Source organism: Gordonia sp. HS-NH1 (genome assembly GCF_001418765.1).
Taxonomy (GTDB): domain Bacteria; phylum Actinomycetota; class Actinomycetes; order Mycobacteriales; family Mycobacteriaceae; genus Gordonia.
In genome coordinates this window covers 197,166-215,553 of sequence record NZ_LIYC01000004.1, presented here as the reverse complement: position 1 = coordinate 215,553, position 18,388 = coordinate 197,166, and the positions used below count along the sequence as shown (strand labels likewise).

18 protein-coding genes are annotated in these 18,388 nt (G+C 68.4%); 13 read left to right on the top strand and 5 right to left on the bottom strand.

Translation table 11 applies throughout. The annotated features are described in order from the left end of the window. The first annotated feature begins 104 nt into the window (after positions 1 to 104). From AMD30_RS05620 to AMD30_RS25220, 6 genes are all read left to right on the top strand, one after another. Positions 105 to 893, top strand: a complete 789-nt coding sequence (locus AMD30_RS05620) for a lytic transglycosylase domain-containing protein (protein WP_014926039.1) — start codon at positions 105 to 107, stop codon at positions 891 to 893. 185 nt (positions 894 to 1,078) lie between these two features. Then, the gene (gene eno, locus AMD30_RS05615; protein ID WP_010841738.1) at positions 1,079 to 2,362 is read left to right on the top strand and encodes a phosphopyruvate hydratase; all 1,284 of its coding nucleotides are present in this window, start codon (positions 1,079 to 1,081) and stop codon (positions 2,360 to 2,362) included. Positions 2,363 to 2,374: 12 nt separating this feature from the next. Further along, entirely contained in the window at positions 2,375 to 3,058 is a 684-nt protein-coding gene (locus AMD30_RS05610; RefSeq protein ID WP_055474952.1) for a septum formation initiator family protein, read from the top strand. 10 nt (positions 3,059 to 3,068) lie between these two features. Then, complete coding sequence (locus tag AMD30_RS05605; RefSeq protein WP_055474951.1) at positions 3,069 to 3,614, top strand: DUF501 domain-containing protein; 546 nt, start codon at positions 3,069 to 3,071, stop codon at positions 3,612 to 3,614. Next, positions 3,611 to 4,558, top strand: a complete 948-nt coding sequence (locus tag AMD30_RS05600) for a Ppx/GppA phosphatase family protein (protein ID WP_055474950.1) — start codon at positions 3,611 to 3,613, stop codon at positions 4,556 to 4,558. Before AMD30_RS05605 ends, AMD30_RS05600 begins: the two co-directional genes overlap by 4 nt. A gap of 30 nt (positions 4,559 to 4,588) precedes the next feature. After that, a complete protein-coding gene (locus AMD30_RS25220; protein WP_010841742.1) occupies positions 4,589 to 4,765 on the top strand; it encodes a hypothetical protein in 177 nt (58 codons plus the stop codon). A gap of 93 nt (positions 4,766 to 4,858) precedes the next feature. Here AMD30_RS25220 and AMD30_RS05595 read toward each other — a convergent pair whose 3' ends face one another. The 4 genes from AMD30_RS05595 to AMD30_RS05580 all read right to left on the bottom strand — a co-directional run bounded on the left by AMD30_RS05595 (position 4,859) and on the right by AMD30_RS05580 (position 8,466). Continuing rightward, positions 4,859 to 5,356 (bottom strand): DUF4395 domain-containing protein, encoded by a 498-nt coding sequence (locus AMD30_RS05595; protein WP_055474949.1) that lies wholly within the window; start codon positions 5,354 to 5,356, stop codon positions 4,859 to 4,861. A 116-nt stretch (positions 5,357 to 5,472) separates the two neighbouring features. Next, positions 5,473 to 5,961, bottom strand: a complete 489-nt coding sequence (locus AMD30_RS05590; protein ID WP_035717111.1) for a hypothetical protein — start codon at positions 5,959 to 5,961, stop codon at positions 5,473 to 5,475. 104 nt (positions 5,962 to 6,065) lie between these two features. After that, positions 6,066 to 7,277, bottom strand: coding sequence for a fatty acid desaturase family protein (locus AMD30_RS05585; RefSeq protein ID WP_055474948.1), 1,212 nt, complete (start codon positions 7,275 to 7,277; stop codon positions 6,066 to 6,068). Between the two features lie 67 nt (positions 7,278 to 7,344). Further along, positions 7,345 to 8,466, bottom strand: a complete 1,122-nt coding sequence (locus AMD30_RS05580; protein ID WP_055474947.1) for a ferredoxin reductase — start codon at positions 8,464 to 8,466, stop codon at positions 7,345 to 7,347. Positions 8,467 to 8,626: 160 nt separating this feature from the next. Between AMD30_RS05580 and AMD30_RS05575 the strand changes: the two genes are divergently transcribed. From AMD30_RS05575 to AMD30_RS05560, 4 genes are all read left to right on the top strand, one after another. Continuing rightward, the gene (locus tag AMD30_RS05575; protein ID WP_014926048.1) at positions 8,627 to 9,289 is read left to right on the top strand and encodes a TetR family transcriptional regulator; all 663 of its coding nucleotides are present in this window, start codon (positions 8,627 to 8,629) and stop codon (positions 9,287 to 9,289) included. Positions 9,290 to 9,483: 194 nt separating this feature from the next. Further along, a complete protein-coding gene (locus AMD30_RS05570) occupies positions 9,484 to 10,662 on the top strand; it encodes an LLM class flavin-dependent oxidoreductase (RefSeq protein WP_035717112.1) in 1,179 nt (392 codons plus the stop codon). 53 nt (positions 10,663 to 10,715) lie between these two features. Next, a complete protein-coding gene (gene sfnG / locus AMD30_RS05565) occupies positions 10,716 to 11,843 on the top strand; it encodes a dimethylsulfone monooxygenase SfnG (protein WP_055474946.1) in 1,128 nt (375 codons plus the stop codon). Beyond that, entirely contained in the window at positions 11,840 to 13,108 is a 1,269-nt protein-coding gene (locus AMD30_RS05560) for an SfnB family sulfur acquisition oxidoreductase (RefSeq protein WP_055474945.1), read from the top strand. The genes sfnG and AMD30_RS05560 overlap by 4 nt, the downstream gene beginning before the upstream one ends. A 10-nt stretch (positions 13,109 to 13,118) precedes the next feature. On the opposite strand, the gene AMD30_RS05555 is transcribed toward AMD30_RS05560, so the two are convergent. Then, the gene (locus AMD30_RS05555) at positions 13,119 to 14,345 is read right to left on the bottom strand and encodes a TerD family protein (RefSeq protein WP_055474944.1); all 1,227 of its coding nucleotides are present in this window, start codon (positions 14,343 to 14,345) and stop codon (positions 13,119 to 13,121) included. Between the two features lie 395 nt (positions 14,346 to 14,740). Between AMD30_RS05555 and AMD30_RS05550 the strand changes: the two genes are divergently transcribed. The 3 genes from AMD30_RS05550 to AMD30_RS05540 all read left to right on the top strand — a co-directional run bounded on the left by AMD30_RS05550 (position 14,741) and on the right by AMD30_RS05540 (position 18,385). Continuing rightward, a complete protein-coding gene (locus AMD30_RS05550; RefSeq protein WP_055474943.1) occupies positions 14,741 to 16,432 on the top strand; it encodes a serine/threonine-protein kinase in 1,692 nt (563 codons plus the stop codon). Further along, on the top strand, positions 16,432 to 17,376 hold the full coding sequence (locus tag AMD30_RS05545; RefSeq protein WP_055474942.1) for a hypothetical protein: 945 nt from the start codon (positions 16,432 to 16,434) through the stop codon (positions 17,374 to 17,376). Before AMD30_RS05550 ends, AMD30_RS05545 begins: the two co-directional genes overlap by 1 nt. Before the next feature lie 163 nt (positions 17,377 to 17,539). Continuing rightward, on the top strand, positions 17,540 to 18,385 hold the full coding sequence (locus AMD30_RS05540; RefSeq protein ID WP_197282747.1) for a hypothetical protein: 846 nt from the start codon (positions 17,540 to 17,542) through the stop codon (positions 18,383 to 18,385). Positions 18,386 to 18,388 lie beyond the last annotated feature (3 nt).

Below are 18,388 nucleotides of genomic sequence, written 5' to 3'. Positions count from 1 at the left end.
CTGTGTGGTGGTTTTCGCCGAGAGCCGATCGGTTGTGCGATCGTGGTCCCCTCGGGCGGTTCCGCCCGCGAAATCACCCCGACCGGGACAGGAGTAGGGCAGGCATGCGTGTGGAGGGCCGGGATGCGGTGCGTCGACGAGCGAGGCGGCCGAAGTCGTGGAAGAACGGCCTCGTGGCCTCGACCGTGGCGATCGCGTCGTCGGTCCTGCTCGCCGGCTGCATCGACCTGCCGTCGCTGAGCAGGCCGGACATCCCGGAGGGTATCCCGCCGGGAGCGGGAGTGCCGCAGCCCTACATCGACATCAACGCGCCCGGACGTACCGCGAACAAGATGCACGACTGGGCGGTGCCGATCTCGGAGTCCACCGGCATCCCGATCGTCTCCCTGCAGGCCTACGGCAACGCCGCCGAGATCCAGCGCCAGCAACATCCCGAGTGCGGCATCGCCTGGACGACACTGGCCGGGATCGCCGGCGTCGAGAGCAAGCACGGCCAGTACCGCGGATCGGAGGTGGCCGACAACGGAGACGTCAGCCCGCCCATCCGCGGCGCCAAACTCGACGGCACCCGCGGGAACATGGAGATCCGCGACACCGACGGCGGCGCCCTCGACGGCGACGCCACCCACGACCGCGCGATGGGGCCGTTCCAGTTCATCCCCGAGACGTGGAAGCGCTACGGAGTCGACGCCAGCGGCGACGGTGTGCCCGACCCCGACAACATCGACGACGCCGCTCTCTCGGCGGCTCGCTACCTCTGTGTCTCCTCCGGCAACGACATGACGAATCCGGAGGGGTGGGAGAAGGCCGTCCGGACCTACAACAACTCGATGGCCTACGTCCTCGACGTGCGTGACCACGCCAACGCCTACTCGATCAACGTCCGCTTCTGACCGTCGCGGGTGAACAGCTGTGCCGGTTGCGCCGACCTTGTCACGTGCGGCTTCGGCGCAGCCACTAGGCTCTTGCGTATCGGCCGGCACCAGAACCGGCCGTCGTCGGCGCAGGCGGCCCCGTCGGAGGACTCGCCTCCTGGGATATCGCCGACGAAGTAGTCCACCGAGATTGGGGTGCAACCGTGGCAATCATCGAGCAGGTAGGTGCGCGTGAGATTCTCGATTCGCGGGGCAACCCGACGGTCGAGGTCGAGGTCGTCCTGGACGACGGCACCTTCACCCGTGCCGCAGTGCCGTCCGGTGCGTCCACCGGCGAGCACGAAGCCGTGGAGCTGCGCGACGGTGGCGAACGGTACCTGGGCAAGGGCGTCACCAAGGCCGTCGAAGGTGTCCTCGGGGACCTGGCCCCGGCCGTGATCGGTATCGAGGCCGAGGAACAGCGCCTCGTCGATCAGGCGCTGCTCGACTGCGACGGCACCCCCGACAAGAGCCGGATCGGCGCCAACGCGCTGCTCGGTGTCTCCCTCGCGGTCGCCAAGGGCGCCGCCGAATCGGCCGGGCTGCCGCTGTTCCGCTACATCGGCGGACCCAACGCCCACATCCTGCCGGTGCCGATGATGAACATCATCAACGGCGGCGAGCACGCCGACAACGGCATCGACTTCCAGGAATTCATGATCGCCCCGGTCGGTGCGCCGACCTTCAAAGAAGCACTGCGCTGCGGCGCCGAGGTCTACCACGCGCTGAAGTCCGTCCTGCACAAGCAGGGCCTCAACACCGCGCTGGGCGACGAGGGCGGTTTCGCCCCGGACCTGCCCAACACCGAAGCCGCGATCGCGATCATCGGCGAGGCGGTCGGCAAGGCCGGCTACAACTTCGGCCGTGACGTCGTCATCGCGCTCGACGCCGCGTCGACCGAGTTCTTCTCCAACGGTGTGTACAAGCTCGAGGGCAAGGAGCTCGGCGCCGACGAGATGGTGTCGTTCTACGAGAAGCTCATCACCGATTTCCCGATCGTCTCGATCGAGGACGGCCTCGCCGAGGACGACTGGGACGGCTGGGCGAAGCTGACCGAGTCGATCGGCGACCGGGTGCAGCTCGTCGGTGACGACCTGTTCGTGACCAACCCCGAGCGTCTCGAGGAGGGGATCTCCAAGGGCATCGCGAACGCGCTGCTGGTGAAGGTGAACCAGATCGGCACCCTGACCGAGACCCTCGACGCCGTCGCGCTGGCGCACAACAACGGTTACAAGACGATGATGAGCCACCGGTCGGGAGAGACCGAGGACACCACCATCGCCGACCTCGCGGTGGCCTGTAGCTGCGGGCAGATCAAGACCGGTGCCCCGGCCCGCTCGGAGCGCGTCGCGAAGTACAACCAGCTGCTGCGCATCGAGGAAGGACTCGGTGACGCGGCACGGTACGCGGGCGACCTCGCCTTCCCGCGATTCTCGTTTGGTTCGTGATTAGCTGTCTGCATGGCTTCGCAGCGACGTCACCGCGGTGACGGGCGTCAGCGTGGGCGCGATCGTCGGGTAGACGCGCGCTCACGCGAGCGCGCCCGTCGCACGCGGCGGCACGCTCGTCCGGCCCAGCCGGTGACGCCCGAGGACATGGTCGAGGTGGGTGGGCAGCAGCCGCCGACCGACGCGACCGGCCCGGCTGCCGCCGACGCACCGGATACCGACGTCGATGCCGGTCGGGTCGGACGCGACCGGGCGTCGCGGAACCGGCGCCGCCGCCCCGCCCGCGGCGGACTCGGTGCCCGGTTACGCGGAATCGAGATGACTCCCGCGAGTCTCGCGACGCTCGTCATCACCGTCGTCGTCGTGTGCGTCGTGGCGCTGACCCTCGCGATGCCGCTGCGGACGTATTTCAGTCAGCGGTCGGAATTCCGTCAGCTGACCGCGTCGAACGAGCAGCTACAGCGCGAGGTCGCGGACTATCAGCAGAAGGTCAACGAGCAGAACGATCCCGCCTACATCGAGGCCCAGGCGCGGACGCGTCTGCAATTCGTCAAACCAGGAGAGATCCCGCTCGTGATGTTGTTCCCCGCCGACGAGGCGCGGCGTGAGGCCGCCGAACGCGCCGAGGAGCGTGCCCGCGCGCCCTGGTACGGAAACCTCTGGGACACCTTGTCGACCCCACCCGGCGTGCAGTGAGTCCCGTCGAGTGAACACCGCCGACAACAACGTCTCCGCGGAGGATCTCGCCACGGTCGCCGCCCAGCTCGGGCGCGAACCGCGCGGGGTCCTCGAGATCAGTTACCGCACGCCCGACGGCAAGCCCGCCGTGGTCAAGACCGCGCCCCGGCTGCCCGACGGCACGCCGTTCCCGACCCTCTACTACCTGACCGATCCGCGTCTGACCGCCGAGGCCAGTCGTCAGGAGTCGGCCGGCGTGATGAAGGGGATGACCGCGCGCCTGCACGACGACGCACAACTCGCCGCCGCCTACCGGCGCGCGCACGAGGACTATCTCGCCGAACGCGACGCGATCGAGCCGCTCGGCACCGATTTCACCGGCGGGGGCATGCCGGACCGGGTGAAGTGCCTCCACGTCTTGATCGCGCACTCGCTGGCGAAGGGGCCCGGACTCAATCCGCTCGGTGACGAGGCGGTGGCGCTCGCGGCCGCGAACGGATTGCGCGGCAGCGCGATTCCGCAGGATTGGCCCGAGCCGGCCGAGCCCGCCAAGCCCACGGGGGACGACGGATGACCGTCGTCGGAGCCGTGGACTGCGGCACCAACTCGATCCGGCTGCTCGTGGCGAAGCCGGGTCCCGACGGGCGCCTGATCGACCTCCATCGTGAGATGCGGGTCGTCCGACTGGGTTACGGGGTGGATGCGACGGGACGGTTCGCCGCGGAATCCATCGAGCGGACGCGGGTCGCGCTGAGCGACTACGTCGACACGATGGAGTCGCTCGGCGTCGAGAAGGTTCGGATGGTCGCGACGTCGGCCACCCGCGACGCGTCCAACCGCGACGAGTTCTTCGCCATGACCGCCGATCTGCTCGGCTGCGTGTCCGAGGGTGCGATCGCCGAGGTCATCACCGGCGACGAGGAGGCGCGGCTGTCGTTCCGCGGCGCCGTCGGTGAATTGGATTCGGCGGACGGGCCTTTCGTGGTCACCGACCTCGGCGGCGGATCGACGGAGGTGGTCCTCGGAGATTCCGACGGCGTGACCGCCGCGTATTCGGCCGACATCGGATGTGTCCGTCTGACCGAGCGGGCGTTGCCCTCGGACCCGCCGACCCCGGCGGAACTGGCCGCCGCGACCGAGTTCGCACGCGCACGCCTTGCCGAGGCGTTCGCCGCGGTGCCGGTGGAGTCGGCCCGCACCTGGGTCGGCGTCGCCGGGACGATGACGACCCTCGCCGCGCTCGGTGCCGGCCTGCCCGAGTACGACTCCGAGAAGATCCACCTGTCGACGATCTCGCTACCCGAACTCGACCGGGTCTGTCGAAACGTGATCGGCATGACACGTGCCGACCGCGCGGCCCTGGGGCCGATGCACCCCGGTCGCGTCGACGTGATCGGCGGGGGAGCCGTGGTCACCCTCGAACTTGCGAGAGTCCTGTCCGAGCGGGCCGGTATCACCGGGCTGGTCGTGAGCGAACACGACATTCTCGACGGGATCGCGTTGGGAATCCTCGACTGAGGGTCCGGTGATCCGGTTACCATGCGACACATGGCATATAACCTGCGGTGCCCCTGCGGCGAGTCCATCACGGCCCTCGAGGCCGACTTCGTGCCGGCTGTCCAGGCCCACCTCGCGGCCGAACACCCCGGGCGCGACTACAGCGAGACAGAGATCATGATGATGGCGATGACGGTCCCGGACCGATCGGTGAAGTCCGACGGCTGACTGGGTCACATCCACCACGAATGGACATACCCACCACCAGCGAGGTGGTGGGTATGTCCATTCGTGGAGAATGTGCGGCGGAGCTGAGGCGCCCTAGGCCGCAGCCGGGGTGCGCAGCGAGATGTTGTTGCACGCCTCGCACACCGTCTCCGGGATGACGCCCCGGCGCTGCAGGAATCCGAAGATCGTGCACCCCAGGCAGAAGCCGAAGACGGACTCCAGGGTCGCGGCCGCGATCAGCACGCCTGTGGTGATCTGCGCGGCCAGCCCGAAGCCGAGCAGGCTCAGTACGAACGCGGTCCCGCTCACGACGAGTCCGATGGTCTGGGCGAACCGCTTGGGCGGGCCGGGTACCAGCTTCTCTTTCCGGATGATCTTCGGCACGAGGAAACGCACCGAGAGCTGCCCGAACGGGGACAGCGTGGGTCCCGATGCCACACGCAGGACGAAGCCGAGGGCCAGGATCCCGTAGAGCACGGGGGTGTCCACCGAGACCGCGACGATCGCGAGGGCGACGACGAGTCCCGCGGTGGCGCGTGCAGCGTAGTCGTTGACCGGGTTCGGGAACGTGAGAACAGAGCGCACCGACATCGGGCAGACAACCTCCGAGAGAGCAGGGACAACCGCCACCAACGTACGTGCGGTCGTCGTCGTGGGCAACGATTGTGCCCAGCGTGATCCGATAAGGCCCGGTCAGGGCCCTGACGTCAGGACCCTGCGGTCGGGTCCATCCGCGGTTCCGAGGCCGCGACGGTGCGGGGATCGTCGACGTCCGGCTCGTCCTTGTCGGTCTCGCCGCCGTCGGAGGCGAGTTCGGCCTCACGAGAGACCTCGCCCTCCTGGTCGATCCCGGCCTGTTCGCCGACGTCGATGCGGTCGGGGAGTTCGTCCATGTCCACTCCGGTCACCTCTCTCGCCTGTTCGGATTCGGCAAACGGATCTGTTTCGTCGACCTCGGTGGATGCGTCCGCGAACTCGGCATCGATGATGCCGAAGGTCTCCGCCGACCCCGCGTCGGCCTTGGCCTTGCGGGCGGCCTCACGCATCTCGAACCCGTCGGTCACGATCTCACCGATCTCCCGGGTCACGCCCGCGACGGCGCCGGTGATGATCGTCGCGATCCGGCCGACGTGAGTGGCCGTTGATTCGATCAATTCCTGGAACAGATCCTTGTTGCGTTCGATGCTGTCGACCATCGTCTCGGGCATCCCCTTTTGAGTCGGTTGTGGACTTACGACTGGATCGGTGTGCCCCGAGACTACCCCGGGGCACACCGATCAAACCGTCTCAGAACTGTTCTTCAGGCGACGGCACCGGGCTTCTCGCGCTCGACGATCACGGTCAGATCGTCGTCGTCGCGTGTCATCCAGTTGGGCAGTGAGAGCTTGGCGATCTTCTTCCACGTGGACGCGAGCTGATGACTGAACGACCCGGTGTTGTACGGCAGGCCGTAGCGTTCACAGATCTCGCGTACCTCGGCCGACATCTCCGGGTAGCGGCTCGCCGGGATGTCTGGGTAGAGGTGGTGTTCGATCTGATGAGACAGATTGCCGCTCATGATGTGGAACAACGGACTTCCGGTGATGTTCGCCGACCCGAGCATCTGCCGCAGGTACCACTGGCCGCGGGTCTCGTTCTGGCATTCCTCGGACGTGAAAGTCTGAGCGCCGGTGGGGAAGTGGCCGCAGAAGATGATCGAGTACGTCCAGACGTTGCGCACCAGGTTGGCGGTGGCGTTGCCGATCAGCGTGGGGACGAACAGCGGCCCGGTGAGCGCCGGGAACACGACGTAGTCCTTCAGGACCTGGCGACCGGCCTTGCGCCACATCCCCTTCACGAGTCCCTTGATGTCGCTCCACTTGCGCTTGCCCTGGATGACGTTCTCGGCCTCGAGGTCATGGAGCATGACGCCCCACTCGAACAGCAGCATGAGGGCCGTCGCATAGCCGAGGTTGCCCAGGTAGTAGGGATTCCACTTCTGGTCGCGAGCCATCCGGAGGATGCCGTAGCCGATGTCGCGGTCCTCGCCGAGGATGTTCGTGAACGTGTGGTGCAGGTAGTTGTGGCTGTGCTTCCACTGGTCGGCCGGACACACGGTGTCCCACTCGAATTCGCGGGAGTTGTAGGTGTCCTCGCGCATCCAGTCGTACTGGCCGTGCATGACGTTGTGGCCGATCTCCATGTTGTCGAGGATCTTCGACACCGAGAGGGCGCCCACGGCGGCGATCCACGCCGGCGGGAAGAACCCGAGATACATGAGCGCGCGACCGCCGATCTCGAAGCCGCGCTGGGCACGGATCACCGAGTAGAGGTAATCGCGGTCCTTCTGGCCGAGGTCGGCGACGATGCGGGCACGGAGTTCGTCGAGGTCGCGTCCCAGCGACTCGACCTGCTCGTAGGACAGGATGACGGTGTTGGGGTCCTGCGCGGCGTCGTGGACGGTGGCCTCCCGCAGCGCGGGCAGCTCGTCGGGGATCGTGGTCTCGATGTCACGGCTGATGTCGATGGTCATTGCAGTGCCTCCTGTCGGAGAGGAGATGTGGCTGGGAAAAGTGGATGTCGATGCCGGCTCGCGGACGTCAGATGTCGATGTCGACGGAACCGACCGGGGCGTTGATGCACAACTGGATCTGGGTGTCGGACTCGTCGTCGATCTCGCCGGTCAGTACGTTGCGGGTGCAACCCGACTTCTTCGTCGCGGTGCAGGAGAAGCAGATGCCCATCCGGCACCCGGAGTCGGGCGTGAGTCCGGCGGCCTCGGCCTGGTCGAGGATGGGACGGCCGTCGTTGGTCGCCGCCGCCCCCGACGAGGAGAACGTGATCTCGCCCTCGACGGAGTCCGGGTCGACCTCCGGAACGACCGGGGCGAACGCCTCACTGTGCAGCGGTTGCGTGATGGCGAGGTCGGCGTGAGCTCGTGCGACCTCGTCCATCAGTGCGGCCGGGCCGCAGACGAACACGTCCGCGTCGGACAGTCCGGGGATCCCGTCGAGGTGCTCCGCGGTGAAGTGCCCGTCGGCCTCGTCACGGGTGTGGTGCAGGCGGAGGTCGAACCGGGGATGGGCTGCTGCCAGCTCCTGCAGTGCGTCCCGGTAGGCGACGTCGGACGGGGTGCGCGCGTAGTGCACGAACGTGATCGGTCCGGCGTACTGTCGGGAGACGAGTGTTCTGGCCATCGAGAGTACAGGTGTAATCCCACTGCCGCCGCTGACGAAGACCGCCGATGTCGGATCGGTCTCCGGGAGCAGGAAGTCGCCGCTCGCGGCTGACAGGCCGACGACGTCCCCGGCGCGGGCGTGCTCGCGCAGGTGGGTGGACACGAAACCGTCGTCGTGGGCGGTGATCGTCAGTTCGATCTCGCCGTCCGGACCCGCGGCCGCATTGGCCGGCGAGAAACAGCGGGTATGTCGGACGCCGTCGATGACGACCTTGAGCTGCACGAACTGGCCGGCTTCGTGGCCTTGCCACTGCCGTGTCGGGCGGATGGTGAGACGTACGGTGCGCGACGTCGGACGCTCGACACGGGTGATCTCGCCCCGCAGATCGCGCCAGGTGATCATCGGGTCGAGCAGTTCGAGGTAGCGGTCGACCGGATGCGGCGACAGCGCTGCCTCGACGATCGAACCGACCAGGCGGCTCCATCGGCCAGGTGCGGCGCCGGAGTCGGAGTGGGTCAGCTCCTGGGGTGTGCGGATGCTCATGGGCTGGGCTCCGTTCGATGTATTTCGGTGTACATGTGTACACCGATTAGTGTGTCACGGGGCCACGGGTGGTCGTCAAGTGTTCGGTCATGTGACTGCCATCACGACACCTCTCGGCCGGTTCGGGTCGGCGATCGACGCGACGCATAGACTCGGGTGCGTGACACGCACGCGAGAGTCGGGACGGCGCGACGCGCAGACGCGTGCGGACCGCAAGAACCAGACGCGCCAGGCGCTGCTGGACACCACGCGGTCACTTGTCGGTGAGCGCAGCTTCGGCAGCATCAGCCTCCGCGAGGTCGCCCGCGGTGCCGGAATCGTGCCGACCGCCTTCTATCGCCACTTCGCGTCGATGGAGGATCTCGGGGTCACCGTCGTCGAGGACTCGATGCGCGTCCTGCGCAGGGCGCTGCGCGACGGGCGACGCGACCTGGCGGCGCGCGAGGCCCTCCCGACCGCGCAGAACTCGCTGGCCATCTTGCTGCGACACGTTCGCGAGAACGAATCGCAGTTCCGGTTCCTGGTGCGTGAACAGCACGGCGGTATCGCCGAGATCCGTCGTGCCATCGACACCGAACTCCGGTTGTTCTCCAAAGAACTCGCGATCGATCTCGCCCGCCTGCCCGACCTGGCGCGGTGGCAGCCCGACGACCTCGAACTCGCGGCCGAACTGATCGTGACCATCATGCTCACCGCGGTGGCCGATCTGCTCGACGGTGAGTACCGCGGTCGTGGCGCCGAACAGGAGATCGTCGAGCGGACCGAGCGGCAGCTGGTGATGGTGTTCCTCGGTATGGGCCAGTGGCGCCCGTCGTCGGAGTGAGCTGCGGGGGTCTGACCAGCGGCGCACCGGCCTCGTAGCTCTCGGGACCGGCGGTTGTCGAGTTGGCCTCAGGGCGATTTCAACTGTGGTCCGTCGTCGTGATGGTGCCCGACACTGGGCCGAGACACCGCCGGCAGTCCTGGTGGCGGTGTCGTGCTCGCGTCATGCTGCCCCGACCGAAAGGTGCCCTCGCGGTGTCTCTGCATTTCCACTGGTTCCTGCCCACCTACGGCGACTCGCGCAACCTGATCGCCGGCGGACACGGCAGCCAGATGACAGGGGACCGCCCGGCCGATCTGAGGTACCTCAAGCAGCTCGCCGGCGCCGCCGAGGCCAACGGCTTCGAGGCCGTCCTGACGCCGGCCGGTCTCTGGTGTGAGGACGCGTGGCTGACCACGGCGGCGTTGATCGACGCCACCGAGAGCCTCAAGTTCCTGGTCGCGTTCCGTCCCGGACTCATCTCGCCGACGCTGGCGGCGCAGATGGCCGCCACGTTCCAATGGCATTCGCAGGGCCGCCTGCTGGTCAACGTGGTGACCGGCGGCGAGTCGAGTGAGCAGCGCGCCTTCGGTGACTTCCTGGCGAAGAACGCGCGGTACGAGCGCTGCGACGAATACCTCGAGATCATCCGCCGGCTCTGGACCGAGGAAGAACCCGTCGACGTCGTGGGCAAGTATCTGCGCGTCGAAGGCGCGCAGCTCGGACGACGCCCCGACCCGACTCCCGAGATCTTCTTCGGGGGATCGTCGCCGGCCGCTGGTGATGTCGCTGCCAAGCACGCCGACACCTACCTCACCTGGGGTGAGCGTCCGGAGGCGGTCGCCGAGAAGATCGCCTGGGTCAACGGCCTCGCCGCCGCGCAGGGGCGGGAACTCTCGCACGGCATCCGATTCCACGTGATCGCACGCGAGACGTCCGAACAGGCCTGGGCCGAGGCGGCTCGTCTGCTCGGCGCGCTCGACCCCGCACAGGTCGCCACCGCCCAACAGAATCTGGCGCGTTCGGAGTCCGAGGGGCAGCGACGCATGTCCGAACTGCACGGCCGGGGAGCCGGTTTCGCCGACCACGACGATCCGCGCTCGCTGGAGATCCACCCCGGCGTGTGGGCCGGGGTCGGACTGGTCCGAGGCGGCGCCGGTACCGCTCTGGTCGGTTCGTACGACGAGGTGGCCGCACTCATCGGCGAGTACGCCGCGCTCGGGCTCGATCACTTCATCCTGTCGGGCTACCCGCATCTCGAGGAGGCCTACCACTTCGGCGAAGGTGTCCGGCCCGCTCTCGCCCGGCTCGGGCTGCTCGACCCGGCCTCGGCCGGCCCGTCCGAGGCCGTGCGCACCGCGTTCCTGCCGCGCCTGCAGGCCGCATCGTCCTGAACGACAAACCTTTTCGTCCCTAGTCACGTCACCGACACCTCGCGGAGGTAGTTATGTCCACCGAGTCCATCGCGGACCAGATCAAGTTCGCCTACTGGGTGCCCAACGTCAGCGGCGGTCTGGTCACCAGCACCATCGAGCAGCGCACCGGCTGGGACTACGACTACAACGTCAAACTCGCACAGACCGCCGAGAACAACGGTTTCGAGTACGCGCTGTCGCAGGTGCGGTACGAGGCGAGCTACGGAGCCGAGTACCAGCACGAGTCCACGAGTTTCAGCCTTGCGCTCCTGCTCGCCACGCAGCGGCTGAAGGTGATCGCCGCGGTGCACCCGGGTCTCTGGCATCCGGCCGTCCTGGCCAAGCTCGGCGCGACCGCCGACCATCTGTCCAAGGGCCGCTTCGCGATCAACGTCGTCAGCGGTTGGTTCAAGGACGAGTTCACCCACCTCGGCGAGCCGTGGCTCGAGCACGACGAACGGTACCGGCGCAGCGGTGAGTTCCTCGAGGTCATCCGCAAGATCTGGACCGAGGACGAGGTCGACTACCGCGGAGACTTCTACCGGATCCACGACTTCACGTTGAAGCCCAAGCCGCTCAACACACCTGAGCGTCCGAACCCGGAGCTGTTCCAGGGCGGCAACTCCTCTGCCGCCCGTAACAACGGCGGACGCTATGCGGACTGGTACTTCTCCAACGGCAAGGACTTCGACGGCGTCACCGAACAACTCGACGACCTCCGCGCCGTCGCACGCGCTCACGAGCGCGAGGTGAAGTTCGGGCTCAACGGCTTCATCATCGCGCGTGACACCGAGAAGGAGGCCCGCGACACCCTGCGCGAGATCGTCGAGAAGGCGAATCGTCCGGCGGTCGAGGGCTTCCGGGACGCCGTCCAGCAGGCGGGCAACTCCACCGGCGACAAGAAGGGCATGTGGGCGGACTCGTCGTTCGAGGACCTCGTGCAGTACAACGACGGCTTCCGCACCCAGCTGATCGGTACCCCGGAGCAGGTGGCCGAGCGCATCGTCGCCTACAAACGTCTGGGCGTCGACCTCATCCTGGGCGGCTTCCTGCACTTCCAGGAGGAGATCGAGTACTTCGGCGAGAAAGTCCTTCCCCTGGTCCGTGAGATCGAGGGTGCCCAGAGCGACATTGCCCAGGCCCCTGCGGGAGTGGCGTGACCGCAGTGAGCCAGGCACGGTCCCGGTCCGCCACGCGAATCGGGACCGACGCCGAGGCGTTGTCCGTCGCGCGGGAACTGGCCGCCGAATTCGCGGTGGGGGCCGCCGAACGGGACCGCGAACGGCGGTTGCCCCGTGCCGAGATCGACCGGCTCTCGGAGTCGGGTCTGCTGGCGCTCACCGTCCCCGCGCGATTCGGCGGTCTCGACGTGCGGCCCAGCGTGCTCGCCGAGGTGGTGGCGATCCTTGCGGCCGCGGACGCGAGCATCGCGCAGATCCCGCACAGCCACTTCGTGTATCTCAACCTCGTCCGGCTGTCGGCCGGACATGCGTTGCAGGAGCGGATCTTCACCGACGTGCTCGCCGGTGGCCGGGTGGCCAATGCCCAGTCCGAGCGGGGCGGCAAGACCGTCGCCGACATCTCGACGCGGCTGACCCCGATCGACGGCGAGGATGGGCGTTTCGTCCTCGACGGTGAGAAGTTCTATTGCACGGGTTCGCTGTTCGCGGACACGCTCGCCGTGCTCGCCAGGCTGGACGTCGCCGCCGGCGACCTCGCGCCCGGCGAGTACGTGGCATTCGTCCCGGCCGACGCCGACGGCGTGGAGATCGTCGACGACTGGGATGCGGTCGGGCAGCGCACGACCGGATCGGGCACCGTGCGGTTCACCGGAGTGGGCGTCGGTGTCGAGGACCTGGTGGCGCGGGCACCGGCCACGTCCGCACCCACCGGGTATGGCGCGTTCGCCCAACTCCTGCACGTGGCGATCGACGTCGGTATCGCCCGCGGCGCGCTGCGGGAGGCATCGGAGTTCGTGCGCACCAAGTCCCGTCCGTGGTTCGAGGCCGGTGTGGACCGCGCCGTCGACGATCCGCTCGTGGTGCAGCGTTTCGGCGAGCTGGAGGTCGACGTGGCGACCGCGGAGGCGACTCTCGCCGCCGCCGGGCGCCGGGTCGACACGGCCGTCGGCGCAGCGTCGGGCCGGTCGGGCCGTACCGACGTCGCCGTCTCGTCGACCGCTGTCGCGGAGGCCTCGATCGCTGTCGCGACGGCCAAGGCGGTGGCCGATCGTGTTGCCACCCCGGTGTCGTCGGCGCTGTTCGAGGTGAGTGGGACCCGCAGCGCCGCAGCCGGAAGCGGTCTCGATCGCTACTGGCGTGACGCCCGGACACACACGTTGCACGATCCCGTCCGGTGGAAGTACCAGCACATCGGTCGCTGGGTGTTGCGCGGCGAGGAACCGCCACTGCATGGCGTGATCTGACTGATCGGCGTCAGAGGAAGCGGCCGACGTGTGACACGGCCTTCTTCGGTGTCTTCGCGTTGAATCCCTCGCCGATCGCGCGCAGCTTCCATTCGCCGCCGTCGCGGGAGATGACGGCCATCGCGACCGCGGTGAACGGCATACCGCCCTTGAGTGTGTAGCGGGCCAGCTCGGCGGACGTCGTCTCGTCGACGAGCCGGCAGTATGCGTTCTCGATCTTTTCGAATGTGTGGCCCCGGTAGGACGTCACGATGAACACCAGCGCGTCGACCTCGGGTGGAACCGACTGCAGCGCAACGCGGATGACCTCGTCGTCGCCCTCGCCCTCGCCGGTGAGGTTGTCCCCGGAGTGCAGGATCGAGCGGCTCTTGCTGTTGAGATGACCGTAGTAGACGGTCTCGACGCATTTCTCACCCGAGAACATGAGGACCGAGGCGTCGAGGTCGATCGAGCCCCCGCGACCGAATCCCCCGCGCACCGGGTCCCACCCCAACCCCATCTGGATGTCGGTGAGCGCCACTCCGCCCTCCTTGCGCAGAGTGACCCGCTGTCCCTTGGCCAGGCTGACCGGCGCACCCTTGCGGAGGCTGATCTCCGGGGAGGCGGTCGGGGTCGGGGAGGGCGGTGCAGTCGCGGGCTGCGGCGGGGCGGTGGGCTGTGGCGGGGCCGGGGGCGGCGTGGGCGCGGACGGACGCGAGTAGCTGACCGGTGCGGGCGGGGTCGGTGCCGCCTGTGGTTCGTCGTCGACGCTGACCCCGTGGTCACGGACGAGATCGGCGAAACCACCCGCGTACCCCTGACCGACCGCCCGGACCTTCCAGTCGTCGTTGCGCCGGTACACCTCCAGCGCGACGACGACGGACTCGGTGGTGAGACCGGTGACGGTGAAGTCGTACAGCGGGCGCCCGGCGGAGTCGGCGACCCGCGCGAGCGGCGGCGCGAACCGCCCGAAGGTCGTCGACGCATCGTCGAGGGTGATCACCGCGCGTACCGCGTCGATGTCCGCTGGGATGGCGCCGGTCGAGATGTGCAGTTGCGCCGTACCTCCGGGAACCTGCTGCAGCCGGACGCCCGGTCCCAAGGGCTGGTTGTAGAAGACGAAGTCGTCGTCGGTGCGGACCACGCCGCGGTCGGTCACCAGGAGGGCCGACAGGTCGGCGGCCGTCGCGAGCTCCACGGAGATGACGACATCGGGGGTCGACAACGGGCCGTTCTGGCCTTTGGTCAGAGCAGACATGTCCGGGTGATTCCTCACATGGGTCGGGGCGCCTGGCGCCGGGAGCGAAGCGGGCGGGCCGAAGCCGTCCTGGCGCCGGGAGCGAAGCGGGCGGGCCGAAGCCGTCCTGGCGCCGGGAGCGAAGCGGGCGGGCCGAAGCCGTCCTGGCGCCGGGAGCGAAGCGAGCGGGCCGAAGTGGTCCTGGCGCCGGGAGCGAAGCGGGCGGGCCGAATCCGTCCTGGCGCCGGGAGCGAAGCGGGCAGGCCGAAGTGGTCCCGCCGAGTTCACGGCGCCACGACGCACAGCGTAGTCATGCGCGCCGGCGACCTCCGCGCGCACGACGCGACAGCCGGCCTCGGAAGTTGCGATCAAGCGGCCGACAGACGGTGTCCGATTGGGGGCATATGCTCCTGCGTATGGGTGGGAGTCGGGTCAACACACAGTTCGGGCCGTACCGCCTCGACGAGTTGCTGGGCCGTGGCGGGATGGGTGAGGTCTACCGCGCGTACGACACGACAAAGGACCGGGTCGTCGCCCTCAAGCTGCTCAATCCGGGGCTGGCCCACGATCCGATGTACCAGGAGCGGTTTCGTCGTGAATCGCATGCCGCGGCCCGCCTCGGTGAACCGCACGTCATTCCGATCCACGACTGGGGTGAGATCGACGGGGTGTTGTTCATCGACATGCGCCTGGTTGTCGGCGAGGACCTGCGCGCGTTGCTCACCCGCGACACCCGACTTGCCCCCGAACGCGCCGTGTCGATCGTCGAACAGGTGGCCGCAGCGCTCGATGCCGCGCATGCCGAGGGGCTTGTGCACCGCGACATCAAGCCGGAGAACATCCTCGTCGGCGCCAACGACTTCGCCTATCTCGTCGATTTCGGTATCGCCCATGCCGCCGAGGACACCCATCTCACCCAGGCCGGTACGGCTGTCGGATCGATCGCGTACATGGCCCCGGAGCTGTTCGACGCTGCGCAGGTCAGCGCGGCCAGCGACATCTACGCCCTGGCGTGTGTGCTCTTCGAGTGTCTGACCGGCCGGGTCCCGCATCCGGCGACGACGGTGAGTGCCGCGATCAAGGCGGCGGTGCTGTCACCACCTCCGTCGCCGAGCGCGGTGAACGCCGACGTGCCGCCCGCGATGGACGGGGTGATCCGCACGGCCCTCGCGGCCGATCCCGCATCGCGTCACGATTCCGCGGTCGCGCTCGCCCGTGCGGCCCGCGCAGCGCTCGTCGGAGGCCGGCAGGATCCGGGGGCTGGAGGTGATGCTCGAGACGCGGGCCGGTCGGAGCCGGGTCTCGTCGATCCGCCGCCCGTGCCACCGGAAGCGCCGACCGGTGTCGTCCGAGCTCCCGACACGGTCATCGCCCCCACCGACCCCGTGTACGAGCCGACACTGGTGCGACACACGACTGGCCCCGAGACCGGAGCCGGGACCACGCAGTTCTCGGGGCCGCAACAGTTCTCGGGGCCACAGCAGTTCTCCGGCCCGCAACAGTTCTCGGGGCCACTCAATTACGCGGGGCCGCAGCAGTTCTCGGGCGCTCAGTACCCCGTGGGTCCCGATCGTGGGCGTCCATCGGACTTTTCGGGTCCTTACGCCGGCGCCTCGGCGTACGGACCATCGGGATATCCGCCCGCATATCCACCGCCACGGCGGCGCTCGGCAGCTATTCCGGTCCTCATCGCGCTGATCGGGGTGGCTCTCGTCGGACTCGCCGTCCTCGGCGGGGTCCTGATCGCAGGCTCGGGCGACGACACCACGACCCGGGCCGACGACGAACCGACGACGCCCACGGTGACAGAGACGGTCGCACCCCCGCCGACCGTCCAGAACGTACCGCCGGCACCCGCCGCCCCGGCCGCACCGCCACCGGGTTCGAGCCCGTGCGATGCGACGGTCGGGATCGGTTCGCCGGTGACCAGTTGCCCGTTCGCGTTCGCGGTCCGCGACGCGTATACGAGTTCCGGTGCCGCGCGGGCGCCGCGTGTGGTCGTCGCGATCAGCCCGGTCACCGGCCAGGCCTATGCGATGAACTGTGTACCCGAGGGCGCGATCGTCGCGTGCCGTGGAGGCAATGACGCTGTGGTGCACATCTACTGATGGGGATCGCCGACCGGTTGTCACGACACACGCCGACTCTGAGGACCCGAGGGATCGTCGTACTCGGCGCCATTGCGCTCCTCGCGGGATGCGCGGGCGACCCCGATCCGGAGCCCATCGACCCGGTCACCGTGACGGTGACCGCGGACTCGTCTGTATCGATATCCGCCGGGCCCGGCCCGAACGCGCCGGCCTCGTCGCCGACGGTCCCACGTGCGTCGTACGGGGGACTGGCCGCCGCATTCGGGAAGGTCGCGGCGTCGACGGGACTGACCGTCGGTATCGCGATCGCACCCGTCGGCGGGCAGGTCGTCCCGGCGCTGACGCTCGGTGACGACATGCCCAGGGTGGCCTGGTCGACGATCAAGGTTCCGCTGGCCGTGGCTGCGGAACGCGCCAACGGCCCGAGTCCGGCGGCGCGCGCCGCGATCGTCGACTCCGACAACGCCGCTGCCGAAAGCCTCTGGTCCTCGCTCGGCGGCGGACAGGCCGCGGCCGGCGCGGTGACGGCGGTGCTGCGTGATGGTGGCGACTCCACGACGGTGGTCCCGGCGACGCAGCGTCGTGCGGGCTTCACCGTCTTCGGGCAGACCGTGTGGTCGTTGCCCGACGCGGCGACCTTCACCGCCGGACTGCCGTGCATCACCGGTGCGCGGAACGTGGTCGCGCTCATGGGCCGGGTGTCCGGAAACCAGCAGTGGGGCATCGAGATCATGCCGGCACCGCGCGCGACCGCAGTCAAGGGCGGCTGGGGTCCCGGGATGACCGACGGATACCTCGTCCGACAGATCGGAATCCTCTCCTTTCGCGACGGCCAACGAACCGCGGTGGCCATGAGCGCGGTCGGGGGCTCGATGTCCGGCGGGATCGCGGCGCTGAACTCGGTGGCCAACTGGCTCGACACGAACCTGGCCGCCCTTCCGCGCGGTCGCTGCCCCGCCTGACGTCTCCGGTGGTCAGATGTGACACCGGTCGCAGCAAGGTTCCGATTGGGTATACAGCCTGGTCCATGCTCCCGAACCACCCTAGGCTCATGTGACTGGAGTGACTCAGGAGACAATTGTGAAAGTTGTGACAAGGATCGGCGTGGTGTTCTGCGCGGTTGCGATGTCGGTCGTGATCGGTGCGGGCTCGGCGACGGCGATACCGCTCCCCGTGCTGCCGCCGTTGCCGGAGCCCTTCGCGACGTGGTTCAAACCGCCCGAGCCGCTCGACAAGAAGCTGGCGAGGAGCTATGCCGCCTTGACGAAGTCGATGCGGAAGTCGTTGCCCGGACAGCTCGGGATCGCGATCGTGCCGGTTGGCGGCGATGAGGTCATATCCCTCGGATCGCTCAAATCGGGGCGCGCGTGGTCGACGATGAAGGTCCCGGTCTCGCTGGCCGCGCAACGCGAGCGCGGGCCGGCGGTCGCCGCGATGGAGGACAAGGCGATCACGTTCTCCGACAACGACGCCGCCGGCGAGCTGTGGGGGGTGCTCGGTGGCGGACAGGCTTCCGTCGATGCCGTCAGCGCAGTCCTGCGCGAAGGTCACGATGTCCGGACACATGTGTCCTCCGAGGTCGACAACCCGCCGTCGTACCCCGGACACACGTCGTGGGCATTGCGCGACCAGGCGATCTTCGGTGCCCACCTGCCGTGCCTCCCCGGCAGCGAGCACATCGTCCGGCTGATGAGCGGGGTCGCCCCGAATCAGCAATGGGGCATCGCGAAGGTGGGACGCAATCAGGGTGCGGTGACCGCGGTCAAGGGCGGGTGGGGTCCGGCGACGTCGAAATCGTCGGCGCACCTCGTCCGCCAGCTGGGCATCATCAGCACGACCGGCGGTCAGGTGGCGGTGTCGATGGCCGCGATACCGCGTAGCGGGTCGTTCACCGATGGCACCAAGATGCTGACGCGCCTGGGCAACTGGCTCGGCAAGAATCTGGCCGACCTGCCGAAGGGCAGGTGCTGACCG